The sequence below is a fragment of the Mucilaginibacter sp. P19 genome (assembly GCF_050632265.1).
Taxonomy (GTDB): Bacteria; Bacteroidota; Bacteroidia; order Sphingobacteriales; family Sphingobacteriaceae; genus Mucilaginibacter; species Mucilaginibacter gossypii.
In genome coordinates this window covers 121,491-147,557 of record NZ_CP192586.1, presented here as the reverse complement: position 1 = coordinate 147,557, position 26,067 = coordinate 121,491, and the positions used below count along the sequence as shown (strand labels likewise).

Genomic DNA, 26,067 nt, shown 5'->3' with positions numbered 1-26,067 from the left:
GTTATTCTTTAATTACAGATACGTTTACGCTCATACCAGGGCGTAATTTTGCAAGCTCTTCTTTAGTGCCGTTGATTTTAATTTTTACAGGCACACGCTGTACAACTTTTACGAAGTTACCGGTAGCATTATCCGGAGGCAACAGTGAGAATTTGGCACCTGTAGCAGGCGAAAAATTGTAAACCTGTCCTTCCAGCTTCATGTCTGGATAAGCGTCAACTTCAATTTCAACTTTTAAACCATTTTTGATATTGGTAAGCTGTGTCTCTTTGTAATTAGCGGTAATGTAAAGGCTGTTATCATTCACTATTGAAAACAAAGTTTGACCAGCCTGTACCAGCTGACCTAACTGTACATTCTTTTTAGAGGCTAAGCCGCTTGCCGGAGATTTCACCAGCGTGTAACTCAATTGCAGCTTTGCATAATCAATATCAACCTGCCTTTGTGATACACCCGTGTGGGTAACAGCCAACTGGCTGCGGGTTGTACCAATTTGCTGAACAGCAGCTTTGTACTGATCCTGCGATGCCCTGTAATTAGCTTTTGCAACATCCAAGTCGGCCTTAGCCTGGTCAAATTGCTGCTGGGTTACTGACCCGTCTTTTACCAGGTTGGCGTAACGGTCGTAATCTTTCTGTACTTTTTCTAAATGGGCCAGATTTGATGAAACCTGAGCTTTTGCACTTGCAGAGTTTGCTTCGTTAGCAAAAATTTGCGATTGATTTACATTAATGCCTGCGCTTGCGCCAACTTGTGCCGCCTGAGCCTGCTCTAATTTTACTTTATAGTCGCGGTCATCAATTTTAACCAGCGGCTGACCAACATTAACATGGGTGTTCTCTTCAAAATAAATTGAATCAACGTAACCGCCAACGCGGGCAACTACAGGGCTGATATCGCCGTCGATCTGGGCATCATCAGTATCAATGTGTTTGCTAAAGTAGATGTATTCTTTTATACCGAAAATTACGCCGCCAATAAGTACAATACCTAATATGATGGGGATAACTTTATTTTTCTTTTTCGGTTGTTCCGGTGTTTCTTGTTCCTTTGCCATTTTATTTAAAGGTTTGGTATTATTATTTGTTGATTTTTCCTGTTGATTTTTGTAGCGTATAGTAAGCAAGACCAGCATCGGCTTTAGCCAATTCTAAGTTGATCTGTGCCTGGTAAAGCAAGGTTTCTGCATCTGCCCTGTCTGTTGCGGATGCTATATTGCTTTTGTATTTCGATTCGAGGATCTTGTTGTTTTCACCAGCCTGATCGATAGCGGTCTGTAAAAGTTTAACCTTTTCAAGCGCCTGGGTATAGTTCTGGTAGCTTTGGTTAACCTCGTCTTTCACACGATCTGCGGTGATACTTTTATTTATGTCAACCTGCTGGCTCTGGATATGGGCTTCCTTTACCTTGTTCTTGTTAGTCCACAATGAGCCGAAGTTCCATGACAGCGTTAAGCCGGCCGATAGTGGAGTAATAAAATTGCCGCTTTTAGGTATAGGGTTGGAGTTAACATCTACATAGTACCCTGCAACCGAAGCGCCTAAAGTTGGCAGCTCATTAGCTTTAATACTCTTGATATTGGTTTCGGCAACACGACTACGCAACGCGAATTGCTTAAACTCCGGGCGTACAGCCATTGCTGTATCAAGGTAAGCTGTCAACGGAGCTACCTGCCTGTCGGCCTCCTTAATCTGATCTATGTTTAACTGTGTACCTTCAGGTAAACCTAACAACACGTTAAGGTTATAGTTAATGATACGGCGGTTAGTTTCCAGGTCAACGCCATTAACTTCAATGTTTGAGCGTTGCAATTGAAAACGCAGTACATCGTTTTTAGTAACTAAGCCTTGTTCAAAAAAGCGTTGTGCCTGTTTAATCTGGGCATCAACAGTAGTTAAGTTTTGTGTTACTACTTTTTTGCTTTGCAATACTTTGTACAAGTTGTAGTATGAGCTGATTATATCGTAAACAATCTGGTCTTTATCATTCTCTACATCCAAACGGGCAACCTGTGTAAGCAAGTCGGTTGACTGGCGGGCATATTTCAATTTACCACCGGCAAATATGGTTTGGTTTAAAGTTAGAATGCCAAGGTAAGCATCAGCGCGGTTGGGCAAATTAAAGCTTGACTCGCCTAATGCAAGCCTGTTGGCCGGAATTTCAGCATGGTTATAGCCGTAGCTCACTTTACCTGTTGGCAGGGCTTCATCTTTGGCCTGGTTGTATTCAGAAACAGCCTGTTCAACCTTTGAGTTTGATAGCTTTAGTGTTTTACTGTTTTCGAGGCCAAGTTTAATAGCCTCATCAAGTGTAATTGTCCTGTCTTGTGCGCTGGCAGCAAAAGGCAGGCTTAAAACTATCAGGGCGATACTGCCCCGCAAAACGGGCCGTAACACCTGCTTTAATAGCTTAAGGTGATTGGTTTTGTTATTTTGAGTTGTCATGTTCTTTTACTAAATAAGCTTTTAAAAGTCTTTTCATGTATGTTTTAACACGTGGTTTCAGTTCATTTTCCATAAACTTTTCATCACGAATATCATGTCCCAATACTAATGATGATATCTGAGGCATGTTAACTATATAATTTTTTGTACCAAAGAGGGTTGCTATTACCAACGGTATATCGGCATCTGCATGAAACAGGCCGTTGTTTACACCTTCTTCCATAATTCTTTTTACCTCATATACATTTACCATCAGTATCTCGATGATCTTATCGGTAAGGTCGCCACGTTTGTTCATGGACACTTCCCTGTTAATGAGTTTTTGAAAACAGTTGTTGGCGATGATGCGTTCAACATAATTGTCAATACATTTATCCAGTTTATCCCAGGCGTTCATGCTGCCGTCGCTGCTAATATTTTGCAGCAGCGTACGGAACGAATTGATCTTGCGTTCAAAAACTGCCAGGAAAAGTCCTTCTTTTGATCCAAAATAGTAATTGAGCATAGCCATGTTTACACCGGCTTCGCCCGATATGGTACGGGTGGAGGCTCCGTCATAACCCAGGTCCGCGAACACCTTTTCGGCCACGTCGAGGATATGTTCCTTTTTATCTATTTTATCTTTTTCCATTGTTTTAACGGCACAAAATTAATCAAACGATTGATTAAGCGTATCGGATTGAAGCAGAAAAAGTTAATCGGTTGATTAAGATTACCATCGAATGACAGATTTGTTTGACAACCTTAAGAAAATTGTAAAAAATAAAAGTATTTGTTGAAACATTTAATATGAACCATCAAAAATCTTAACAGATTGACGGCCACAGTAATGGTTTTGTTATATTGTTGATACAGGAAATACAGAATATCTATCTTTCAATATATTTGTTGCTATGAAGCGTATCCACCTCATTGTAGTATTCCTGCTAACAACTGCATTTTCAAAAGCCCAAACCAACCCGCCTACCGATCTCGGCACTATTCAGCAAAACCTTAAAAAACTTGATGTGCTTGGCAGCGTATTGTATGTTGCGGCGCATCCTGATGATGAAAATACCCGCCTGCTGGCCTACCTTGCGCAGGAAAAACATTATCGCACCGGTTACCTGTCGCTCACCCGCGGCGATGGCGGGCAAAACCTGATAGGTAATGAGCAAAGCGAATTGCTTGGTTTAATCCGTACGCAGGAATTGCTGGCCGCCCGCCGCGTTGACGGTGCTGAACAATTTTTTACCCGCGCCAATGATTTTGGCTTTTCGAAAGGACCGGAAGAAACACTAAAAATCTGGGACAAAGAAAAAGTATTGGGCGATGTAGTGTGGGTGATCCGCAAGTTCAGGCCCGATGTGATCATCTGCCGCTTCCCTACAACCGGCGAAGGTGGTCATGGTCATCATACCTCATCGGCCATATTAGCGCAGGAAGCTTTTACAGCTGCTGCCGATCCGAGCCGTTATCCCGAGCAATTAAAATATGTAAAGCCATGGCAGGCCAAACGCCTTATGTGGAACACCTTCAGCTTTGGCAGTGTTAATACTACCGCTCCCGATCAATTTAAAATTGATGTAGGTGTTTATAACCCAATCTTAGGTAAAAGCTATGGCGAAATAGCTGCCGAAAGTCGCAGTAATCATAAAACCCAGGGCTTTGGCTCGGCCAAGCAACGCGGCGAATCATACGAGTTTTTTAAAACTATTTTAGGCGATGCCCCTCAAAACGATTTGATGGATGGTGTTAATACCACCTGGAAACGAGTTAAAGACGGAGACGCTATTGCAGCCATGATAGGCGTGATCAGCCGGAACTTTATCAGCGAAGCTCCTGAAAAGTCCTTACCCGCATTGGTGCAATTACTGATGAAAGTTGAGAAAGTACCGGATACCTACTGGCGTGAACAAAAAACTAAAGAGCTAAACAATCTCATAGCGGCATGTGCCGGCCTGTGGTTTGAGGCTTATGCTACTGAGTCAACTTACTCACTCGGCGATAAAATAGGCGTGCGCGCGCAGGTGATCAACCGTTTTAATTATCGTGTTAAAATAAACAGCATTGATGCCAATGATAACTCTTTGGCTTTGCAAAGCAAGGAGATCCCATTTAACCAACTCCAAACTTTTGAAACCACTGCCGCAGCTTCCATGCTAACGCAGCCTTACTGGCTGGCCTTACCGCATCCAATAGGTGTTTACACTTTGCCGGATAACACGCTTGCCGGTAACCCTGAAAATCCTGACCTGCCAAAAGTTACTTTCCAGTTTATTATTGAGGGTAAGCCCATAAATATCGACCGCCGAATTGTATATAAATACGTTGACCCGGTTAGGGGCGAGGTTTATCAGCCTATTGAAATAACGCCGCCGGTAACCGCTAATATTGAAGACAAGGATTATATTTTCAGCACGCAACAAGCACAAACAGTACTGGTAAAGTTGAAAAGTTTTACCAAAGCAAGTGGTACCATCAGCCTGAAACCCGCTGCCGGATGGAAAATAAGTCCCGAAAAAATTGACTTTACCGATAAGGACAAAAACGATGAATGGTCGGTGGCATTTACGGTTAGTCCAACCGATACCAAAACCAACACAACCGATCTGGAAGCAGTTGTTAACGCCAATGGCAAACCGTTTTCACTTAGCCTTCGCCGTATCAGGTATGATCACGTACCAGCTATTACCCTATTTCCGCCGGCACAAACAAAGCTTGTTTACCTCGATCTTAAACATAACGGCAGAAAAATAGGCTACATTGCCGGTGCCGGCGACCAGATGCCTGAAGCCCTGCGCCAGGTAGGTTACGAAGTACATATCCTCACCGAAAATGAAGTAACAAACGGCGATCTTTCGGGCTATGATGCCATCGTTACCGGCGTACGGGCCTACAATGTGAACGAGCGACTTGCTTATCAGCAATCGAAGTTAATGGCATATGTAAAGAACGGCGGCAACCTGGTAGTGCAATACAATAACAACAATGGTATTGTTGTAAAGCAAATAGGCCCATATCCGTTTACCGTAGTGAACCGCAGGGTTACTGACGAAAACGCCGAAGTGACGATTTTAGATCCGCAAAATCCGGTATTAAACTATCCTAATAAAATAACCAATGATGATTTTAACGGTTGGATCCAGGAACGCGGATTGTATTTTGTAAGCAATATCGACCCGCAGTACAAACCCATTTTGCAAATGCATGATAAAGGAGAAGAACCGCTTAACGGATCATTAATTGTGGGCGATTATGGTAAGGGCCGGTTTGTATATACTTCCCTGGCATTTTTCAGGGAGTTGCCTGCCGGTGTACCGGGAGCTTACAGGTTGTTTATTAATCTATTGAGCAAACCAAAATAACCTGATAAACAACGTGTTTACTTAGCGAAGCCAACAGCATTCTCTATGAGAGCCCCTGAAGAAGCATTAACTTCAGTGCAGCCAAACTGGGCAAACCGGTAAATCGTACTGAGTGGGATATTACCCTGTAAACCTATAAACAGGGTGACAAAATGTGGATGCCCCTGGAGAAAAGGAGCGAAGATATGTAAAGCATTAAAATAACTATAAAACCAAAACGGCCTCTTAAAGAGACCGCTTTGGTTTTTTTTAGCGATAATTAATAGGCGTAAAACGGCACATCTTCATAAGCATATCCGCCTGCACCCCAATAAAATTCGTTTTGATTTTTAGTGTAGAAATGGTCAATTTCGGCAGGTGTACCTCCGTGATAATAGCGATAAACTGGCACTGAACTATTTGCCTGGTTGGGATAGGCATAAAAGGCTACCTTTTCTTTGATGTAACCACCAGGAGTAGTCGCATTCCTTGTATAAAAGTGATCAACAGCAGAGGAACTATAATAACGATATACAGGCTCTGTACCGGCTACCTGGCTAGTAAAGGCAAAAAAGCCGATTCCCTCAAATATATACCCTGTGTTATTTCCCTGAGCCAATTCGTTATAATCCGTAGTGTAAAAGTGATCGGACGAGCCGCCGTTATAATATCTGAAAACGGGTGATGTGCCCGCTACCGGCGGGTTTAGTGGATAAAGAAATTGTACTGCAATTTTATCATAGTTCGAAAGCACTGTTGCCCCGGTACCGCATTCATTGCCATTCATTAACGAAACCGGATCGGCTTCAGTAGGTGTACCAAGAATATGAGTGGCGCTGTAATGGGCGCTGTTAGGTGCTGTTCCGTTCTGTGGTTCGTTTAAAAACCAATTGGTATGCCTAAGACCAATACTGTGACCTAACTCATGCGCTATTGTTCGTTGTCTTTGATCAAATGAATTTCCCGAAATCGCGGCTGGGCTTATGTAGATTATAAAACCAGGCTGCCCGTTTATCGGGAAATAAGACTGCCCGCAAGCTCCACCAATATTATTATTCGCCATTATCGTAACATTGTACGAACTGCCTACAGAAAATTTCACCCTGCAGTTCGGAATACCATTCCATTGTGCAATGGCCGCGTTAATTTCAGCAGTATACGCGCTCATAGAAGCATCAATATTGATCACTACATTAGTGTTTAAACCCAGGTAATTTTGCGCACCGTATTGATCTGTCTTAATTTTCGAAGCGCCACCATTTGTTGTTGCAACACCGGTCTTCTTTGAAAACAGCATATCACCGTCCACCAGGTAGTCGGTACCGATATCCTTAATATCAGAATCCCGGAAACCCAATGATTTAATGTAGTCCAAGGCACTGGTGCTGTTTTTTTCTTTATCCGCAGGTGCTAAATCATGAATTGCTTTTTTGCAGGAATTAAACAATAGCAAGGTGGTAAACGCAATAAATGCGAGTTTGAGGTTTTGGTTTTTCATTTGTGATTTATGTATTTAAGTTTAAGTCAAAAATAATATTATTAATTATATTTATTGTAATTATTTAATTTTTATTTAATAAAAATTAACCAAACGAAACCACAGAATACAACAACACTATTATGAATAATCAAGGTATTAAATATCAATATTATAAACCTGGGCTCAAGGGATTCTAAGAAGACAGACTTCTCCTTTGACTGAACTCAACAGTTTTACAGTTGTGGTAAATCTGTTTAATCCCAAACCTTTTCAACCGTCAAAAACACTACATATGTTATCAACAATGTGTCAATTTTACTTTATTAACATTTTTTTAATATAAAACTCTTTCAATTACAGTAAATTCTATTTACGTTTGAATTTTTCTTGATGTAGCTTCAAATAATTTTTTACCCTGAAGCACATGTTACGCGTCGACAGTTCCAAACCATGCCAAATTATTTATGCCATTGCCAAGCATGACTACCTGTCGTATGTTATTGAACCACACATTGTTCAGCTTAATCCGAACGGTGAATTTTCACTAACACACCAGCGTTTATTTTCCAATACCGCCAAAGAATTTTGCGAATTTCTGGACGATACCGATATCAGGCTGATCAAACTGCTGGAAGAGATGGAGCAAGGCAACGTGATCAAAAGGTATTATAAAAAACCAATCCGTCCGTTCGAGTTTTTCTCCAAGATCTTCAACGAGCAGATGTTTGACATGATCCGCCCAAAACTGGAGAAGCGGATAGCTGAAGCGTTATCGTTACTTTGCGGTAAGCAGGTATACCAGATGAGTAAGGAAGGCTATCCAGGCGAACGCAAACTTCAGCTGGCTACCGAGGCAGCATCAGTGTTATTTCATTTCAGGCGCAGTGAAGAAGAGATCAGGTATTTTCCTACCATCAAATATCAGGGCATGCGCATTGAGTTCATGTTTAAAAATGCCGAGATCATTTGCAATCACCCGGCCTGGATGCTGCTTGATGATACCCTGTATTATTTCGACAAGGAGATTGAGGGTAAAAAACTGCAACCATTCCTGAACAAGCGTTTCATCGCTATACCAAAATCGTCGGAGCAATCATACTTTGAAAAATTTGTTGCCCCGCTTATCGAAAAGCATAATGTTTACGCCGAAGGGTTTACCATCAATACCGAAAAGTATGATGCCTGCCCTGTGCTTAAACCTATTTATATTGAAGGCGGTACTTCGCAGCTGCAACTTTCTTTTAAGTATGCGGGCTATGTATTTCCTTATGGCGATGGCAGGCACATTTCTGTGCGGATGGAAAAAACCGGCGATGATTACCTGTTTCACCGTATTAAACGTTCAACTACCTGGGAAAAAGGCAAAATGCACCAATTGGAGCAAATGGGGCTTAAAATAGCTTCATCATTGTTCCAAAACCTTGAAGTTGCCGGACACGATGAAGATGACGACCGCTCGTTCTCTGTTTTTGAATGGCTCAATCAGCATCATGATCAGCTTATTGAACAGGGCTTTGAACTGGAACAGCCTGAAGGGCAAAAACGCTACGTATTTGGCAGCAGTAAAATTGAACTGGTAGTAACCGAAAATAACGACTGGTTTGATATCAACGCCATGGTGAGCTTCGGCCCGTACCGAATCCCTTTTATCCAGTTAAAAAACCATATCCTTAACCATAAAAAGGAGTTTACCCTGCCATCGGGCGAAATTGCGGTAATTCCTGAACAATGGTTTTCGCAATATGGCAACCTGCTGCACTTTACCGAAGGCAGCAATGATTTAAAACTACGCCGTCACCATATTGGCCTCGTTACCGATTTAGCCGAAGGCGAAATGGCCAGCGTTACCATGACCCGCAAACTGCAAAAGCTCACCAATTTTGATGAGCTTGAGGACGCGCCGATGCCCGTTAATTTTGAAGGCAATTTGAGGCCGTACCAAAAAGCAGGCTATAACTGGTTTCACTTTTTAAAACAATACCACTTTGGCGGCTGCCTTGCCGATGATATGGGTTTGGGTAAAACCATCCAAACTTTATCGCTGCTGCAAAAGCACAAGGAAGATACGGAAGAAGCCGGAGGCAAAGCCACTTCGCTGGTAATCATGCCAACCTCGCTGATATATAACTGGCTTAATGAAGCCCGCAAATTTGCACCGCAGTTAAAGCTTATGGTACATACGGGCACCATGCGCTATCGCAGTGCTGAAGTTTTTGCCAATTACGATGTGGTGATCACTACCTATGGTATCAGCCGCATTGATATTGAAATGTTTAAAGGCTTCTTTTTTGATTACGTGATCCTGGACGAAAGTCAGAACATCAAAAACCCATCATCAAAATCATACCAGGCGGTTAAACAGCTCAAGTCGCGCTTTAAATTGATCTTGAGCGGCACCCCGGTCGAAAATTCGGTTAACGATTTGTGGACACAGATGTCGTTCATTAATCCTGGTTTATTGGGTGCACAGCAGTTTTTCCAAAACGAGTTTGTAGCTCCTATAGAAAAGAAAAAGGATGAAGATAAGGCCCGCAAACTTCAGGCCCTGATCAAGCCTTTTGTGTTACGCCGCACCAAAGAACAGGTAGCAACAGAATTGCCACCCAAAACTGAAAATCTTTTTTACTGCCAGATGACCGAAGAACAATCTTCGGTTTATGAAGAGGTAAAATCCGAATACCGGAATGAGTTGCTGAAAAGCCTGGAGGATGGCACGTTCGCTAAAACACAGATTCAGGTATTGCAGGGTTTGATCAAGTTAAGGCAAATTGCTAACCATCCTATCATGATCGATAAGGATTATGAAGGCGACAGCGGTAAATTTGAAGATGTGGTGCATACCTTAGGCAACGTGCTTGATGGTGGTCACAAGGTGCTCATATTTTCGCAGTTTGTAAAACAGCTTAGCATTTACCGCGAGCATTTTGAGCGCGTTGGTATTCCTTACGTCTATCTGGACGGCGCTACGCAAAACCGGGGCGATGTGGTTAAGCAATTCCAGGAGGATGAAAAAACGCGTGTGTTCCTGATCTCGATAAAAGCGGGGGGCGTAGGTCTTAATCTTACCGAAGCCGATTATGTGTTTATTCTCGATCCATGGTGGAACCCGGCTGTTGAGCAGCAAGCCATTGACCGCACACATCGTATCGGGCAGACCAAAAACGTTTTCATCTATAAATTCATCACCAAAGATTCGGTTGAAGAAAAGATCCTGGCCCTGCAGCAGCGTAAGCTCAGCCTGTCAAGAGCGCTGATTACTACCGAAGAAAGCTTTATTAAATCGCTTACGGCGGATGATATTAAGGAGATATTGGGGTAAAAACACCCCTCCCTAAACCGCGAGGGCTTTAAAAGAAAAAGCGGTGAGTAATTGGTGCTCATCGCTTTTTCTTTTCTGATAACGCGCAATTTTAAAGTATCACCCTTTAGGCGGAGATTTAGAGGGGCTTATTTTAACTTACTCAACGCTGCTTTCACCCTCGGTATCAAGGCTTCTATTTCATGAAGTGGAGTTGCACCAACCGATGCACGGAACCAGTTCACCTCATCACCTGTACCAAAGGCCGAGAATGGAACAAATGCGGCTCCGGCCTCTTTAATTAAATAAAAGTTAATATCTGCCGAATCTTTCAATACTTTGCCGTCCGGAGTGGTTTTGCCACTGTAATCTATTTTCAGGGTAAGGTAGATAGCGCCCATCGGTTCAATCGAATCTACATTTAAACCGCTGGCTTTCATTTCCTGGAAACCTTCATGCAGGGCAGTAAGGCTTGCCTGGATCTTTCCCTTTAAATCATCAAGATAACTGTTTACATCAGCCTCATCAGTTAAAAATTTGGCCATAGCCATCTGTTCAGGCTTTGGCGACCAGGCACCCATGTGGCCTACAATGGCTTTCATATTTTCGATAACCAGCTCCGGCCCGAAACCCCAGCCTACACGTACACCCGTTGCTGCAAAACATTTTGAACCGCCATCAACGAAAATGGTATAATCTTTTAATTCAGGACGAAGGGTTACCGGATCGTAATGCTTATGCTCGCCAAAAGTTAACTGCGAGTAGATTTGATCGTATAGTAAATACAGTGGTTTCTCACCCACTGCACGGCTCTTGTTTTCGGCAATTACAAGATCGCAGATCTCTTCCAGGTCCTTTTTGCTGAACATGGTACCGGTAGGATTTAAAGGCGAACACAACGCCAGCAAAGCCGCTCCTTTTAAATGCGGGCGAATATCATCTGCCGTAGGCATAAAATTATTTTCAGGAGCAGTGGGGATAATCACTGCATCGGCATTCAGCAGATCGCTGTAATGGTTATTGTTCCATGACGGTGCAGGGAAAACCACTTTTTCGCCGGGGTTAACTACCGCCAAAAATATAGAATAGATCAGCGGGCGCGAACCACCCGAAATCAGGATTTGGTTAGGTGCATAGTCAAGACCTAAACTTCTTTTCAAAAAGCCACTTACACTCTGGCGCAGATCAAGCATACCATCAGCAGCCGGGTAGTTGGTTTGATTATGATTATAGGCGTCTATAATCTTTTCCTTTAGAGGAGTTGGAATAGGATAAATATTGGAATCGAAATCGCCAATGGTAAGGTTGGCGATATTCTGGCCTTGTCGTTTTAATTCGTTGATCTCGCCCGCAATCTTAATGATCTCCGAGCCATGCAAATTTTGAGCTAATAAAGAAACACTCATGGATTTATATATTTATAAGCGGCAAAGATAGCCGATTGAGGTGAAAGGCGAAAGGATAAAGGCGAAAGGTTGGGAAGAGCGCAGAAGCTAAATGGTGAAAGACTATTGAGGTGATTATAAAAGCTGTAGGTTAACAACCCGAAATAAAAACCTTTTTCCTTTCGCCTTTGACCTTTCACCTAAAAGAAAAGGTCAAAAGCAGAAAAGAAAACCTTTTGCCTTTGACCTTTCGCCTTTAACCTTAAAAGCTTATAAATACGCTTTGCGCAATTTAATTATCCGCATCCAGTGCATGAGTTTCATTACGGGGTAAACCGGGTCTATCTCAAACCATTTGGCGCCAAAATTGGCTTTGTTGGGGTGTTTGTGATGATTATTCTGAAATAGTTCGCCCAGCATTAAAAAATCAAACGGGGTAGTATTTTTTGACTTATCTCCATTATCAAAATTTTGATAGCCATATTTATGGCCGCACCAGTTTACAATAGCACCATGAATTGGCCCCATTAAAAAGTGAATCGGGATCAGTAGATACATCCACCATGCGGTAGCAAATTCTACATAAAATAAAATATATAAAATGCCGAATGAAATACGGGATACAACCGATGATCCTATGAAATCAACAAAACGCCATTCAGGAATGTTACCTTTAAAACGTTCTTCAGGTTCTTTAAGCTTCTTTACGTGTAGCCTGTAGCTTTTAGCTGTATATACCATCATCTGGAAAACATCCTTAAAAAAATGAGGCGAATGCGGATCCTTTTCGGTATCACTATATGCGTGGTGTTCACGGTGCATAATGGCATAAGCCCTCGGGTTTAAAAACGATGATCCCTGGCAAACATAAGTAAGCAGGTAAAACATTCCTTCGTAAAACTTATTGGTTGTGAACATTTTGTGAGATGCGTACCTGTGCAGGAAAAACGTTTGAAAAAATAGCGACAGAAACCAGTGCGCTATAAAGAATATGATAATAACCATTGAATTGTAGAAAATAGACTTATTTATAATCTTTCCAAAGATACGATTTAAAGCCTTATAAAGTTTTTTAATATGTGAATAATGATACAGGCGTTAACAAAAAATGCCGTTACTGGTATAGAAACGGCATTTAATTAAAAAAGTTATTTACCGGAATTATAATAGTTCAAACTGTTTGGCCAACAATCGGTACGATTCAAGCCTGTCTTCAAAGTTTTCGGTAATGGTAACAGCCATGATCTCATCCACTTCATAGTCATTGGCAAGCCACATTAACTTCAGCTTCAGCTCGGCAGGCGAACCGGCAATTACACGGTAACGATTATAACGAATGCGTTCCTGTTCGGCAGGCGTATACTCCACATCTTTCACATCGTCATAGCTTAGCGGCACTATTGGCCCGCCTTTTTCAAACTGCAGAAAGCGATGGTCCATAACGGCCTGGTGTTGCTTTACTTTTTCTTCATCTTCCGAACAGAAGATAAACACCGCTACATTGGCCTCTGGCTGTTGCAGATCATCAGATGGCTGAAATCGCTCCTTGTACATTTTAACACTTTCAGGTCCGCCATTGGGGTTAATAAAATGTGCAAAGGAAAAACCCATACCGAAATGCGCTGCAAACAAGCCGCTTTGTCCGCTTGAGCTTAGCAACCACATGTTAGGCACGGTTTTAATCTGCGGGATAGCCCTGATACGCGCCTGTATGGTTCCCGGTTCGTAAGTATCATGAAAGTAATTCTGCAGATCGGCCAGTTGCTCAACAAAGTCCTGCTCCCTGAACTGGTTTGAAGGGTTAAGCGCGGCTGCGGTGATCCTGTCAGTACCCGGCGCGCGGCCCATTCCAAGGTCAATCCGGCCGGGGAACAGCGCCTCCAGCATCCTAAAATTTTCAGCAACTTTAAGGGTGCTGTGGTTTGGCATCATGATACCGCCCGACCCCATGCGCATGTTTTTAGTTTCGCCGGCCAAATGGGCTAATAATACTTCGGGCGTTGAGCCTGCTATAATACCCATATTATGATGTTCCGAAATCCAGAAGCGGGTGTAGCCAAGGGTATCGGTATATTTTGCCAGTTGTATAGTTTCCTGTATGGCCTGCTCGGCAGTAGCGCCTTTTCTTATTGGCGACTGGTCGAGCACGCTCAGTTTAATTTTGTTTGTGCTCATATCTATTGTGAACACAAAAATAAGCATCGGGTTGCAGGCGGGCTTTATGCCAGGGCTTTTATGGCATTGCAATTACTATTACTGCTGCATTAATTTTGACCCTGGTAATAAATAAGCCCCGCCTGGTGAGCGGGGCTAAACATAATTAACTATTTATAATTGATTTGAAAAAATCCGTATTGATTACGAGCATCCCATTGAGTTGCCGCAGTTTAAGCATTTATAACAGGTACCTGAACGAATCGTGGTATGCCCGCAAACGTTACAGCTTGGCGCATCACTTTGTACACCCATACTAACATCGAAAGATAAGCCTTTTCTTTGAGCATTAATAGAATTATCTGAAGATAGCGTAGATGGCTGGTACACATTGGTTTCATCGGCATTAAAATCCTCATCACCCATTTGCGGGTTTCCCAATATGCCATTTTTATCGGTTATGATGTGTACCAGGTCGGTGCGGTCCTGGTATTCATAGCCCAGCATCCTGAAAATATAATCGATAATGGAGGTTGCACTTTTAATATTGGTATGCCCTACCACCATTCCCGCCGGTTCAAAACGGGTGAAGGTAAATTTTTCTACGTATTCTTCCAGCGGTACACCATATTGCAGGCCGATAGAAACCGCGATGGCAAAACAGTTCATCAATGAGCGGAAGGTTGCACCTTCTTTATGCATATCTACAAAAATCTCGCCCAGGGTACCGTCCTCATATTCCCCGGTACGTACAAATACGGTTTGCCCGTCAATACTGGCCTTTTGCGTAAAGCCGCGGCGTTTGTACGGCAGGTGTTTCTTTTGCACTACACGCGAAAGCTGGCGCATAAAATTTGTATCCTTTGATTTCTCCATGATGGCCATGGCTGCTTCAATAACCTGCTCGGGTGTCAGATCGCTCAGTTTTACGTTAGCAGCTTCGCCTAATACTTCTTCAATTGTATCCAGCTTGTCATCAGCTTCTTCCTTAACATCTGATTTGGTTGAGAGCGGTTGGGATAGCTTACAGCCATCACGATAAAGTGCGTTGGCTTTCAGGCCCAGCTTCCACGAAAGCTCGTAGCAATCTTTGATCTCATCAACTTTGGCTTCGTTTGGCAGGTTGATGGTTTTTGAAATGGCACCCGAAAGAAACGGCTGCGCTGCTGCCATCATTTTGATGTGCCCATGGGCATGGATATAGCGCTGGCCTTTTGCGCCGCATTTGTTGGCGCAATCAAAAATAGGATAGTGATGTTGTTTCAGGTACGGCGCTCCCTCAATGGTCATAGTACCGCAGATATACTCATTAGCTTCTGCAATTTGTTTTTTGCTGAAACCAAGTGCGCGCAGCACATTAAAATCGGGCGCATTATACTGCTCGGCCGTGATGCCCAAACGTTTCAAACATTCTTCGCCCAGCGACCAGATATTGAAAGCAAAACTGATCTCAAAGGCAGATACCAGGCCTTTGTCCAGCTTTTCCAGTTCATCATCATTAAAACCTTTGGCTTTAAGCGTATCTATATTGATATGCGGAGCACCTTTTAGGGTCGCTGCACCTTTGGCATAATTAACAATGGCGGTAACCTCATGTTCCTGGTAACCTAAATTGCGCAAAGCCTCCGGTACGGCCTGGTTAATGATCTTGAAGTAACCGCCGCCCGATAGCTTCTTAAATTTCACCAGTGCAAAATCCGGCTCGATACCCGTAGTATCACAATCCATCACCAAACCGATAGTTCCCGTCGGAGCAATAACAGTGGTTTGGGCGTTGCGGTAGCCGTATTTTTCGCCCATTTCAACAGCCTTGTCCCAGGCATTGCAGGCAGCTGAAAGCAGGTAATCGGGGCAATGCTTTGGGTTAATACCCGGAGGGGTAATTTCCAGTCCCTCGTAGTTTTCGGTAGAGTTATACGCAGCATATCGATGGTTGCGCATCACCCGCATCATGTGCTCCTTATTATCATTGTAACGGCTGAAAGCACCCAACTCACGGGCCATTTCGGCTGAAGTTGCATAGGCAGTGCCGGTCATGATGGCGGTGATGGCGCCGCCAATAGCACGCGCTTCGTCACTATCATAAGGTATGCCGTTCACCATCAGGGCCGAACCCAGGTTGGCATAACCAAGGCCAAGCGTGCGGTAATCATAGGATAATTGTGCTACTTCTTTTGATGGGAATTGAGCCATCAATACGGAAATTTCCAGTACAATGGTCCACATGCGGCAGGCATGTTCAAAACCCTTTACATCAAATACACGTGTTTGCGGATTAAAGAAATGAGCAAGGTTGATGGATGCCAGGTTACAGGCTGTATTATCTAAAAACATATACTCCGAGCAGGGGTTAGATGCATTGATCCTGCCACCTTCGGGGCATGTATGCCACTCATTGATGGTGCTATCAAACTGAACACCCGGATCGGCACAGGCCCAGGCAGCAAAAGCGATATCGTCCCACAGTTTTTGCGAGGATATGGATTTAACGGCTTTGCCGCTCATCCGGCTGGTTAAATTCCAGGCCGAGCCGGTTTTAAGTGCTGTGAAAAAGCTGTTGGGAATGCGTACCGAGTTATTGGAGTTTTGACCCGATACCGTGCGGTAGGCCTCGCCTTCATAATCAGACGAATAACCTGCGGCTATCAGGGCTGCTACTTTCTTTTCTTCTTCCACTTTCCAGTTCACAAAACCCTCAATTTCGGGGTGATCCAGGTCAAGGCAAACCATTTTGGCTGCCCTACGGGTTGTCCCGCCCGATTTGATAGCTCCCGCTGCCCTGTCGCCTATTTTCAGGAATGACATCAGGCCCGATGAATAACCACCGCCCGATAGTTTTTCACTCTCGCCGCGGATCTTAGAAAAGTTTGTGCCTACGCCCGATCCGTATTTGAAAATACGGGCCTCACGAACCCAAAGGTCCATGATGCCGCCCTCGTTCACCAAATCGTCATCAACAGAAAGGATGAAGCAGGCGTGCGGCTGCGGGCGCTCATAAGCTGAGGTTGACTTGCTCAACTGTTCTGTTACCGGGTCGACATAATAGTGGCCCTGTGGTTTGCCGGTAATGCCGTATGAAGTATGCAAGCCGGTATTGAACCATTGCGGCGAGTTTGGAGCAGCCAGTTGCCCAATAATAGTATAAACTATTTCATCATAAAAAATCTCAGCATCTTTTGACGAGAGCAAAATAACCATATCGCATGCCCCAATCCTTCCAGCAGTTGGCCATACGGTGGGCAACTTGTTTAATGCTTTTTTCAGATCCGGTTGAGCCGTCGGGTTGAGGTACGCCTGCCTTACGGAAATATTTTTGAGCCAGGATATCAGTAGCCACCTGCGACCAGCCCGCCGGTACCTCAACATCGTTCATTTCAAATACAGCATCGCCTGAGGGGTTGCGGATCACCGACGATCGCTTTTCATATTTAAACAGGTCGTAAACACTGGTACCTTCTTTGGTGAAATAGCGTTCGGCTTTGAGCCCCTTTTCCCCGCTTGCTGCGGGCGCCTTCCTGGTAATGTTTTTAGCCATAGCTTTTACAGATTATGATAAAATTAACTGAGTACGTGCAACGTTAAAAAGGTTCAGGGGTTTTAAATCAAATCTATTAGTATGCTGAACAGCATAATAGCCGGAGTTTTCCACATGCCTGGAATAACATGCATCCCTTGTTCTTATGCAAGAGAAATTAATTGATTTTTAAATACTTGCAGTGTTGATAATTAAGAATTCATGTGTTTTTTTTGAAAAAAGACATATAGTTTTAACAATGCTCAGTCACTGTGCTTTAGCCTGCCGGTGCCAGTCTTGTCAGGTTGCATGTGTGTAAGATTGACTCTTGCTTTCTAAAACAAAAAGCCTCCGGATTGCTCCGGAGGCTGGGTAAATTGTTATATTAAGATCAGTCAACAATTACATCTCTAAAAAATGGTCGAAAGTATCGCTGCGGATACCTAACCTTAGGGTTTCAAGCGGGATGATATCCGTTGGGGCGATATTACCCAGGCTTACATTTGCACCTATCAATTTAATGAACCAAACTTGCTGCGCTTTTTGAGGCGCTTCCCATATAATTGTCCCTTCGGGGATCTGGGTCAGGATCTCATCAATCAACCCCTGGCGTACCTCTCCCGAATCACGATAGATACCAACGTTACCGCTTTCACGAGCTTCGGCTATCACCTTCCATGAGCCGGCCTCAATTTCGGCATTCATCAATTTGATCCATTTATAAGGAGCAAAAATCTTTTGAACATCTTTTGAGCCCACTTCAGATATTACTGTAACTTGTTTGGCCAGCTCGCTGATATAGTTACATTTTACATCATGCTCAATAGTGATCGAACCATCGGATACTTCGCAATGTTCCAGTTGGTACTTATCCAATAAACGGCGGTAATCGTCAAACTGGTTACGTACAATAAAGGCCTCAAATAAGGTTCCCCCAAAATAAACAGGGATCCCCGCCTCCCGGTAGAGCTTTAGCTTTTGTTCAAGGTTAGGGGTTACATATGATGTAGCCCAACCCAGCTTTACAATGTCAGTATACGGCCCGCCAACTTCAATAAAATCTTCAACCTGGCGCAAGCTAAGGCCTTTGTCCATAACCATGGTAATGCCTTTATCGCGGGGTTTAGTTGTACGATCAGGAAGATGATTAATAGTGTAGTTCATTGTAAATATTTGTTATAGCCTATAACTAAAAGTTCTAACGAGGCAAAGGTCGCAACAAATATGCAGATGTGCAAATTTCAAATGTTAAATGATTTTAAAGCTCATGGTAAATTCATTGTTGGTAGTGAGTTGTTGATTGAGTTGATTAAGTGAGTGGGGTGATATGCCGTCATCTTGCGGCCGCGCGTTTATCTTAAAACACGAAAAGACACATATTCTATGCGTCTTTTCGTGTTTTACCTTATTTAAGAGATAGAACCATTCACCTAATCAACTCAATCAACCATTCTCCCTACTTAGTATACCTGTTGATAATATCCACAATCACTTTATTCTTTTGCAATTGCGGCAGGTAATCAAACAGGATGTAATGTTTTTCCGGATCGGCTGCTAAAGCATACTCCAAGTTGTTAAGGGCTTCATTGTATTCGCCTTTGGCAAACAGGTAGGCAACCATACGATAGTAAAGCTCGGCCGCTTCGGGATTATTTTTGATAGCCTGGGCTATAATTTCAATAGCTTCATTAAGCTTTTGCTGCTCGTAAAGTATCGACGAATAATCAAGCCAGGCGTCAATATCAAGCGGATTTAGCTCAACCACCTTTTCGTAAGCCTTTTCTGCTTCATCCAAATGCCCGAGCTTATATTCGGCATCGGCAATAGCAAACCAGTAATCGGCATTGGCGATGTCAAGGTCAAGCGCTTTTTTATAAAAGTGCAGGGCCTCAAAATAGCGCTCCTCAAAATCAAGGGTTACACCTATCCCAAACCAGGCATCGGCCAGCTTTGGATCCATTTTAACCGATTTTTTGTAGAAAGCCCGGGCGTCGTCCATTTGCTCCAGCTTTTCGTAGCATTCGCCAATGGCACAATACGTATCGGCATTAGGCTGTTCATACTCAAAAGTATGACGGTATACTTCTATAGCTTCTGCATATTTTTCAAGGTTAACCAGTGCGTTGCCTTTGTTAAAATAGGCCGAAGCAAAGCTGTCCTTAATTAATATAGCATAGTCATAAGCATCGATGGCTTTTTCAAACAGACTCAGCTTGGTATAAGCGTTGCCCAAGTTATACCAGGCCGCGTAGCTGTACGGTTCGTTATCGATATATTGCTGATAAAACTGTACGCTTTCCTGCTGGTTGTCCATTACGTCGTAGCAAAAAGCCAGCTCGTAAAGGGCATCCTGGTTTTCCATATTTTGCTTAAGGCAAAGCTTAAGATAGGTTATAGCAGTATCATAATCGCCCATGTTTTGATAAACGTAGGCTATGTGCAGCAGGATCTCGTCGGTCTCTTCGGCAAGGTCAAGCGCTTTTTCGTAATTTTCCAGCGCCTCGGAGTAACGCTCCAGGCTTTCGTACAGATTACCACGGATGATATAGATATCCGCGTCAGATGCTTCGAGCATAGCAGCTTGGTCCAAAGCGGCAAAAGCCTCCGGAACCTTGTTGCTTACCACAAGCAGTTGGGCCTGTTTAATCAGGAAAATTGCCGCAAAAGGGTGCTGGCTTCTCGCGTACTCTGCTACCTGTAATGCCCTGGCCGGATCATTTTTTTCGATGTAGTAGTCGATAATGTTCTCAAACGCCTGGGCATCAAAAAAGTACAAGTCCTGATTTCTGATCATTTCCTCGTACCGTTCTACCGAGAATTTTGGGTCTTCGGTAAAACCAAATTCAAATTCTTCTTCCATTCAATTTTGTTTGCAGAACATCCGCTTTAGGTTGACAAATTGCCTTGTAAAGACTTATTGAGTTCAAATTACAATAAGTAAGCATCCAAAATGCAATTTAGTTTTCAACATTCAAACATTCTTAACAACTGTTCAATACAAAGCATTGATAATTAATGACAATGGATACAACAGGCAAGCGATGAGTGATTCTGAAAAATTGCCCTAAAGATTTCTACCTTTGGCAAAAGTAACAATTATGGAGCCTAATATTTCAGATATCCTAAAACGTTTACATATAAACGATATTAATGACGCCTTTAGTACAGGCAGTACCTGGGGCAGCAGCAACGGTGCTGCAGTAAAAAATATAACATCGCCGGTCGATGGCAAAAAAATAGCATCAGTAAGGCTGGCAACCGAAGCAGATTATAACCAGACGATTGAGCAGGCAGCCAAAGCATTTAAAACCTGGCGTAAAACCCCGGCACCTAAACGGGGCGAAATAGTGCGCCAGATTGGTGAGGCTTTACGCGCAGCCAAGCATGACCTGGGCACCCTGGTATCCTACGAAATGGGCAAAAGCCTGCAGGAAGGCCTGGGCGAGGTGCAGGAAATGATAGATATTGCCGATTTTGCAGTTGGCTTAAGCCGCCAATTATATGGCTTAACCATGCACAGCGAAAGACCAGAGCACCGCATGTATGAGCAATACCACCCGCTGGGTATAGTTGGTATTATTTCGGCATTTAACTTTCCTGTTGCAGTTTGGAGCTGGAACTCCCTGCTGGCCTGGGTGTGCGGCGATGTATGCATCTGGAAACCATCCGAAAAAACGCCTTTAACAGCTATTGCCTGCCAGCATATAGCACAGGAGGTTTTTAAGAAGAATAACATTGAAGAAGGCGTTTCATGCCTGGTTATCGGCGACCGCAACATTGGTGAGCTCATGGCTGCTGATACGCGTGTTCCCTTAATTTCAGCCACAGGTTCAACCCGTATGGGTAAAGCGGTGAGCGCCGCGGTTGGTGCAAGGTTGGGCAAAAGCCTGCTGGAGCTTGGCGGTAACAATTCAATTATCATCAGCGAAAATGCCGATTTGGACATGTCGCTCATCGGCGCGGTGTTTGGTGCAGTGGGTACTGCCGGCCAGCGTTGTACCAGTACCCGCAGGCTTATTATTCACGAAAGCGTTTACGATGCCTTTAAACAAAAATTAGTTAGCGCCTACAAACAAATCAGGATTGGAAACCCATTGAATGAGCACAACCATATGGGGCCGTTGATTGACGCCGATGCTGTTGCCTTGTATCTTGAGTCGATTGAAAAATGCAAAGCCGAAGGCGGCAACTTTGTAGTTGAAGGCGGCAAGCTGGAAGGCGCAGGTTATGAATCTGGTTGCTATGTTAAACCGTGCATTGCCGAAGTTAAAAATCACTTTAAGATAGTGCAGCATGAAACCTTTGCCCCTATCCTTTACCTCATTAAATACAGCACTATTGAGGAGGCCATCGACCTGCAAAATGGTGTTCTGCAAGGACTGTCATCGGCTATTATGACCAATAATTTGCGCGAGGCAGAACAATTTCTATCCTACGCAGGTTCTGATTGCGGAATTGCCAATGTTAACATCGGTACATCGGGCGCCGAAATAGGCGGCGCTTTCGGTGGCGAAAAGGAAACCGGCGGCGGCAGGGAATCAGGTTCGGATGCATGGAAAGTTTATATGAGGCGACAAACCAATACTATAAACTATTCAAAAACGCTGCCTTTAGCCCAGGGGATAAAGTTTGATTTGTAGTTTCTGAACCAGGATTTGGAGGAGTTTTTAGGATTTATGGGATTGCTGTTCCTATTTTATAAGTAGGACACAAGAAAAAATCCTGTCCATCCCCATAATCCACCCAAATCCCGGTTCAGACAGTGTTAGGGATAGTAGCGGATACCGGCCACGAGCGTAAGGCCTGCAGGCGTATGAGCGGATAGCCCGGCCAGAGGAAACACCCTGAAAATAAAAATTAACCTAAATGAAAGCCGGCACGTAAAAAGCCTGGTAAGATTATATAGAAACTAAAACGATTCATTAGTCTTTAAATAAAGACATCATATTAAACACTGTTCATGTTCAAATTTTGCAAGTATTTAAGCGCAACCACTTTATCAGCAGCATTATTAGTTAATTTACCGGCATCGGCACAACAGGCCCCTGTTACCGATCCTGCCCCGCCAAAAGCCTGGCATCTGCTTGATTTAAAGGAGAGCGGCTTTTACGGCATCAGCTTAAAGCAGGCTTATATGTTTGTGCAAGGCAAAAAAGCAAGCCGGTTGTTGTTGCAACTATTGACAGTGGTGCCGATACCTCACAAACGGATCTTAAAACAGTGCTATGGATAAATAAAAAAGAAATTCCGGGAAACGGCATTGATGACGACCATAACGGCTACGTTGACGATATACACGGATGGAACTTTTTAGGCGGCCCCGGCGGCAAAGCCGACTTTACCGAAACCACAGAAGAGGTACGTGAATACAATAAATTAAAAGGTAAATATGCCTCGGTTACGGATTCGACTGCTACCAATAAAAAAGAATATGCTTACTGGCTGCGTGTTAAAACGGTTTATGATTCAACAGTAAACAAGGCCAATACCGAAATCGGCCAGCTTTCGCCGGTAATGAACGCGTTGATGGTTACCAGCGGGTATATTAAGCGCGGTCTGAACTTACCGGCAAACGGCACTTTTAGCCAGGCCGACCTTGTTAAGGTTAAAGCCACTAATGACACCCTAAGCCAAAGCAAATATGTTTGGGAATCAGTATTTTCGCAGGAGGGAGCCGGTTCCACCAACGCCAAAATCATTAAAGACCTAAGCGAATATCTTGCAAAGCTCAACAACGATGTATCGCCTGATCTTACTTCGCGTAAGCGCGTTGTGGGGGATGACCCTGATACAATGGATGGCAAACCATATGGCAATAACCTGGTAAAATTTGCCGATGCGGCACATGGCACCGGTGTGGCCGGGCTCATTGGCGCGGTGCGTAACAACAATTATGGTATCAACGGTGTGGCCGATAATGTAAAACTGATGATCATTAAGGCCATCCCTAATGGCGATGAATATGATAAAGACGTAGCCAATGCTATACGCTACGCGGTTGATAACGGCGCCAGGGTGGTTAACATGAGTTTCGGAAAAAAGATCTCGCCGCATAAGGAATGGGTAGATGCCGCTTTCAAATATGCTGCCTCAAAGAATGTTTTATTAGTGATGGCTGCCGGTAACGATAACCAGGACATGGATCTTCAGCCCGAATTTCCAAATGATACTTTCTTAGATGGCTCATCAAGCGATGCTGATAACGTGATCAGCGTTGGTGCGTCGGGGCCCAGAATGGGGCAAAACCTTGCCGGCGATTTTTCCAACTACGGCAAAAAAAGCGTGGATATATTTGCGCCGGGGGTAAAAGTTACCTCCATTACTACCGATGCTGAGGTTGATACAGAAGACGGCACCAGCTTTTCGTCGCCAATAACGGCAGGCATTGCGGCTTTGATATTAGAATACTATCCAAGCCTGAGTGCTAAGCAGGTAAAGGAAGCTATTTTAGGCTCGGCAACACCGCTAAGGGGCACCATGGTATTAAAACCCGGCAGCAAAACCGAAAAGGTTGATTTTACAACGCTATCCAAAACCGGGGGCATTGTAAATGCTTACAAAGCATTGCAACTGGCCTCAAAGATGAAAGGCGACAGCTTAGCAAATTGATTTTTAACAATGTTACAGCGATTTTTGCGCACATAAAAATCGCTGTAACATAACCTTTTACCTTTAACCAGGCGCCTTTCGCCTCTTCAAAGGGGCAAAATAAAAAAACACTTTCCAGTTATGGTATTTTTCTCTACATTTGCGGGCTAATTGTTGCTCATTGAAATCGCTTAAAAAATATTCGATTCCCTTTACGGGGCTTAAACTTGGGAAACACCAGTTTGAGTATGACATACAGGATGACTTTTTTGATGAGTTTGAATATTCGCTCGTAAAAAAAGCAACCCTGCACTGCGAGGTTGAACTGGATAAGCAGGAAACTATGCTGATCCTGAATTTTAAGATAGACGGCACAATTGATACCACCTGCGACAGGTGTTTATCGCAACTGCCGCAGCAGGTTGATATTACTGAACAGCAAATAGCTAAGTTCAGCGATGAATTGATAGATGAAGACGAGGAGATCATTACCCTTGGCAAAAACGATCATGAGATTGATGTAGCCGGGCTGATTTATGAATACATTAACGTTGCAGTGCCGTTTACATCGGTTTGCGACAACGAGGGTGAAACCCCTTATTGTGATAAAGAAATGCTTGAAAAACTAAATAGCTTTTCGGCAAATGGTGAACAAAGTGAGCAAACAGACCCACGGTGGGATGCGCTCAGGAAAATGAATAAATAATTAATATTAGGATATTATGCCACATCCAAAGCGGAAATTTTCGAAATCAAGGAGAGATAAACGCAGAACGCATTACAAAGCGGAAGCTCCAACTTTAACTACCTGCCAAACTACAGGCGCTGTGCATTTGCCGCACAGGGCATATACTGTTGATGGTAATGTTTACTACAACGGTAAAGTTCTTATTGAGAAAGCAGCAGTAGCATAAGTTTAATTTTCTGAAAATGAAGATTGGCTTAGATATTATGGGCGGTGATTACGCTCCCAAAGCAGCTGTTTTAGGAGCTATCGAAGCGTATAAAACTTTATCTGCCGACCAGAAACTGGTGCTTATTGGCGATAAGGAAGTTACAGTAAGTATTCTTCAGGAAAATGGTGTAAGCCCTGATAACTTCGAGTTTGTACATACAACCGAAGTTATTGGTATGGGTGAGCACCCCACCAAAGCTATTGTTCAGAAGCCTGATTCGAGCATATCAGTTGGGTTCCAACTGTTAAAAAGCGGCGAAATTCAGGCCTTCTCATCGGCTGGCAATACCGGCGCCATGCTTGTTGGTGCCATGTTCAGCGTAAAAACTATTCCGGGTGTTGTACGCCCGGCAATGACTACTATTGTACCCAAACTTAAAGGCGGTTTGGGTATTTTGTTGGATGTAGGTGCCAATGCCGATTGTAAGCCAGATGTGCTTGTTCAGTTCGGTGTACTCGGCAGTTTATTTGCACAGGCAGTTTATGATATCAGCAACCCGCGTGTTGCTCTCATGAACATCGGCGAAGAAGAAGAAAAAGGTAATATCCTTAGCCAGGCCACCTACCCATTAATGAAAGCTACATCGTTGTTTAACTTTGTGGGTAATGTTGAAGGACGCGATCTTTTCAGTGAAAGCGCCGACGTTTATGTATGCGATGGTTTTACCGGCAATGTAATATTAAAGCTTGCCGAATCGTTCTATGTTATAACGCGGAAGAAACAGCTAAAGGACGAGTTTTTTGACAGGTTTAATTATGAACAATACGGTGGCAGCCCTATACTGGGTGTAAATGCCCCCGTTGTTGTTGGTCACGGCATCTCGAGCCCCGAGGCAATAAAAAACATGGTCCTTTTATCAAGGAATATGGTGGAGAGTAACCTCGTTGATAAAATAAAACAAGCATTCCAGTAATTTTATAAA

The 26,067-nt window shown here is 43.5% G+C and carries 19 protein-coding genes; 8 read left to right on the top strand and 11 right to left on the bottom strand.

The genetic code is table 11. The features are described 5' to 3' along the window. Position 1 precedes the first annotated feature (1 nt). From ACQ86K_RS00665 to ACQ86K_RS00655, 3 genes are read right to left on the bottom strand one after another with little or no spacing between them, the layout of a single operon-like run. Positions 2-1,057 carry an HlyD family secretion protein gene (locus tag ACQ86K_RS00665; protein WP_091173137.1) on the bottom strand — a complete coding sequence of 352 codons (1,056 nt, stop codon included), beginning with the start codon at positions 1,055-1,057 and terminating at the stop codon, positions 2-4. A gap of 22 nt (positions 1,058-1,079) precedes the next feature. Then, the gene (locus tag ACQ86K_RS00660; RefSeq protein WP_091172952.1) at positions 1,080-2,444 is read right to left on the bottom strand and encodes a TolC family protein; all 1,365 of its coding nucleotides are present in this window, start codon (positions 2,442-2,444) and stop codon (positions 1,080-1,082) included. After that, positions 2,428-3,075 carry a TetR/AcrR family transcriptional regulator gene (locus tag ACQ86K_RS00655; protein ID WP_091172957.1) on the bottom strand — a complete coding sequence of 216 codons (648 nt, stop codon included), beginning with the start codon at positions 3,073-3,075 and terminating at the stop codon, positions 2,428-2,430. The genes ACQ86K_RS00660 and ACQ86K_RS00655 overlap by 17 nt, the downstream gene beginning before the upstream one ends. A 262-nt stretch (positions 3,076-3,337) precedes the next feature. Between ACQ86K_RS00655 and ACQ86K_RS00650 the strand changes: the two genes are divergently transcribed. After that, positions 3,338-5,791 carry a PIG-L family deacetylase gene (locus ACQ86K_RS00650; protein ID WP_091172962.1) on the top strand — a complete coding sequence of 818 codons (2,454 nt, stop codon included), beginning with the start codon at positions 3,338-3,340 and terminating at the stop codon, positions 5,789-5,791. Between the two features lie 259 nt (positions 5,792-6,050). On the opposite strand, the gene ACQ86K_RS00645 is transcribed toward ACQ86K_RS00650, so the two are convergent. Continuing rightward, positions 6,051-7,268: a M57 family metalloprotease gene (locus ACQ86K_RS00645; protein ID WP_091172966.1), complete on the bottom strand. Its 1,218-nt coding sequence runs from the start codon at positions 7,266-7,268 to the stop codon at positions 6,051-6,053. Positions 7,269-7,674: 406 nt separating this feature from the next. Here ACQ86K_RS00645 and ACQ86K_RS00640 point away from each other — a divergent pair, with 406 nt between their 5' ends. Then, a complete protein-coding gene (locus tag ACQ86K_RS00640; RefSeq protein WP_091172969.1) occupies positions 7,675-10,569 on the top strand; it encodes a DEAD/DEAH box helicase in 2,895 nt (964 codons plus the stop codon). 128 nt (positions 10,570-10,697) lie between these two features. Here ACQ86K_RS00640 and ACQ86K_RS00635 read toward each other — a convergent pair whose 3' ends face one another. The 7 genes from ACQ86K_RS00635 to ACQ86K_RS00605 all read right to left on the bottom strand — a co-directional run bounded on the left by ACQ86K_RS00635 (position 10,698) and on the right by ACQ86K_RS00605 (position 20,461). Beyond that, complete coding sequence (locus ACQ86K_RS00635; protein WP_112651714.1) at positions 10,698-11,954, bottom strand: pyridoxal phosphate-dependent aminotransferase; 1,257 nt, start codon at positions 11,952-11,954, stop codon at positions 10,698-10,700. A gap of 249 nt (positions 11,955-12,203) precedes the next feature. Next, positions 12,204-12,938 carry an acyl-CoA desaturase gene (locus ACQ86K_RS00630; RefSeq protein ID WP_091172976.1) on the bottom strand — a complete coding sequence of 245 codons (735 nt, stop codon included), beginning with the start codon at positions 12,936-12,938 and terminating at the stop codon, positions 12,204-12,206. 156 nt (positions 12,939-13,094) lie between these two features. Continuing rightward, positions 13,095-14,108, bottom strand: a complete 1,014-nt coding sequence (locus tag ACQ86K_RS00625; RefSeq protein ID WP_091172979.1) for an LLM class flavin-dependent oxidoreductase — start codon at positions 14,106-14,108, stop codon at positions 13,095-13,097. 183 nt (positions 14,109-14,291) lie between these two features. Continuing rightward, the gene (locus tag ACQ86K_RS00620) at positions 14,292-17,285 is read right to left on the bottom strand and encodes an adenosylcobalamin-dependent ribonucleoside-diphosphate reductase (protein ID WP_431199551.1); all 2,994 of its coding nucleotides are present in this window, start codon (positions 17,283-17,285) and stop codon (positions 14,292-14,294) included. Continuing rightward, positions 17,254-17,622 (bottom strand): hypothetical protein, encoded by a 369-nt coding sequence (locus ACQ86K_RS00615; RefSeq protein ID WP_431199550.1) that lies wholly within the window; start codon positions 17,620-17,622, stop codon positions 17,254-17,256. The genes ACQ86K_RS00620 and ACQ86K_RS00615 overlap by 32 nt, the downstream gene beginning before the upstream one ends. Before the next feature lie 381 nt (positions 17,623-18,003). Continuing rightward, entirely contained in the window at positions 18,004-18,765 is a 762-nt protein-coding gene (locus ACQ86K_RS00610) for a phosphosulfolactate synthase (RefSeq protein ID WP_090534791.1), read from the bottom strand. 292 nt (positions 18,766-19,057) lie between these two features. Continuing rightward, positions 19,058-20,461, bottom strand: a complete 1,404-nt coding sequence (locus ACQ86K_RS00605; protein WP_091172989.1) for a tetratricopeptide repeat protein — start codon at positions 20,459-20,461, stop codon at positions 19,058-19,060. A 238-nt stretch (positions 20,462-20,699) separates the two neighbouring features. Between ACQ86K_RS00605 and amaB the strand changes: the two genes are divergently transcribed. The 6 genes from amaB (at position 20,700) to plsX (ending at position 26,058) form a co-directional block, all read left to right on the top strand. Beyond that, positions 20,700-22,241, top strand: a complete 1,542-nt coding sequence (amaB, locus tag ACQ86K_RS00600; protein ID WP_091172993.1) for an L-piperidine-6-carboxylate dehydrogenase — start codon at positions 20,700-20,702, stop codon at positions 22,239-22,241. Between the two features lie 320 nt (positions 22,242-22,561). Then, positions 22,562-22,834 (top strand): hypothetical protein, encoded by a 273-nt coding sequence (locus tag ACQ86K_RS00595; RefSeq protein ID WP_431199549.1) that lies wholly within the window; start codon positions 22,562-22,564, stop codon positions 22,832-22,834. Further along, the gene (locus ACQ86K_RS00590; protein WP_431200766.1) at positions 22,780-24,210 is read left to right on the top strand and encodes a S8 family serine peptidase; all 1,431 of its coding nucleotides are present in this window, start codon (positions 22,780-22,782) and stop codon (positions 24,208-24,210) included. The genes ACQ86K_RS00595 and ACQ86K_RS00590 overlap by 55 nt, the downstream gene beginning before the upstream one ends. A gap of 160 nt (positions 24,211-24,370) precedes the next feature. Next, on the top strand, positions 24,371-24,895 hold the full coding sequence (locus tag ACQ86K_RS00585; protein ID WP_091173002.1) for a YceD family protein: 525 nt from the start codon (positions 24,371-24,373) through the stop codon (positions 24,893-24,895). Positions 24,896-24,911: 16 nt separating this feature from the next. Then, positions 24,912-25,103, top strand: a complete 192-nt coding sequence (rpmF, locus tag ACQ86K_RS00580; protein ID WP_090534782.1) for a 50S ribosomal protein L32 — start codon at positions 24,912-24,914, stop codon at positions 25,101-25,103. A 16-nt stretch (positions 25,104-25,119) separates the two neighbouring features. Beyond that, a complete protein-coding gene (gene plsX, locus ACQ86K_RS00575; RefSeq protein ID WP_090534780.1) occupies positions 25,120-26,058 on the top strand; it encodes a phosphate acyltransferase PlsX in 939 nt (312 codons plus the stop codon). Positions 26,059-26,067 lie beyond the last annotated feature (9 nt).

Coding starts and splice junctions, on each gene's coding strand:
- ACQ86K_RS00665 (WP_091173137.1), bottom strand. CDS start 1,057: ATGGCAAAGGAACAAGAAACACCGGAACAACCGAAAAAGAAAAATAAA.
- ACQ86K_RS00660 (WP_091172952.1), bottom strand. CDS start 2,444: ATGACAACTCAAAATAACAAAACCAATCACCTTAAGCTATTAAAGCAG.
- ACQ86K_RS00655 (WP_091172957.1), bottom strand. CDS start 3,075: ATGGAAAAAGATAAAATAGATAAAAAGGAACATATCCTCGACGTGGCC.
- ACQ86K_RS00650 (WP_091172962.1), top strand. CDS start 3,338: ATGAAGCGTATCCACCTCATTGTAGTATTCCTGCTAACAACTGCATTT.
- ACQ86K_RS00645 (WP_091172966.1), bottom strand. CDS start 7,268: ATGAAAAACCAAAACCTCAAACTCGCATTTATTGCGTTTACCACCTTG.
- ACQ86K_RS00640 (WP_091172969.1), top strand. CDS start 7,675: ATGTTACGCGTCGACAGTTCCAAACCATGCCAAATTATTTATGCCATT.
- ACQ86K_RS00635 (WP_112651714.1), bottom strand. CDS start 11,954: ATGAGTGTTTCTTTATTAGCTCAAAATTTGCATGGCTCGGAGATCATT.
- ACQ86K_RS00630 (WP_091172976.1), bottom strand. CDS start 12,938: ATGGTTATTATCATATTCTTTATAGCGCACTGGTTTCTGTCGCTATTT.
- ACQ86K_RS00625 (WP_091172979.1), bottom strand. CDS start 14,108: ATGAGCACAAACAAAATTAAACTGAGCGTGCTCGACCAGTCGCCAATA.
- ACQ86K_RS00620 (WP_431199551.1), bottom strand. CDS start 17,285: ATGGTTATTTTGCTCTCGTCAAAAGATGCTGAGATTTTTTATGATGAA.
- ACQ86K_RS00615 (WP_431199550.1), bottom strand. CDS start 17,622: ATGGCTAAAAACATTACCAGGAAGGCGCCCGCAGCAAGCGGGGAAAAG.
- ACQ86K_RS00610 (WP_090534791.1), bottom strand. CDS start 18,765: ATGAACTACACTATTAATCATCTTCCTGATCGTACAACTAAACCCCGC.
- ACQ86K_RS00605 (WP_091172989.1), bottom strand. CDS start 20,461: ATGGAAGAAGAATTTGAATTTGGTTTTACCGAAGACCCAAAATTCTCG.
- amaB (WP_091172993.1), top strand. CDS start 20,700: ATGGAGCCTAATATTTCAGATATCCTAAAACGTTTACATATAAACGAT.
- ACQ86K_RS00595 (WP_431199549.1), top strand. CDS start 22,562: ATGTTCAAATTTTGCAAGTATTTAAGCGCAACCACTTTATCAGCAGCA.
- rpmF (WP_090534782.1), top strand. CDS start 24,912: ATGCCACATCCAAAGCGGAAATTTTCGAAATCAAGGAGAGATAAACGC.
- plsX (WP_090534780.1), top strand. CDS start 25,120: ATGAAGATTGGCTTAGATATTATGGGCGGTGATTACGCTCCCAAAGCA.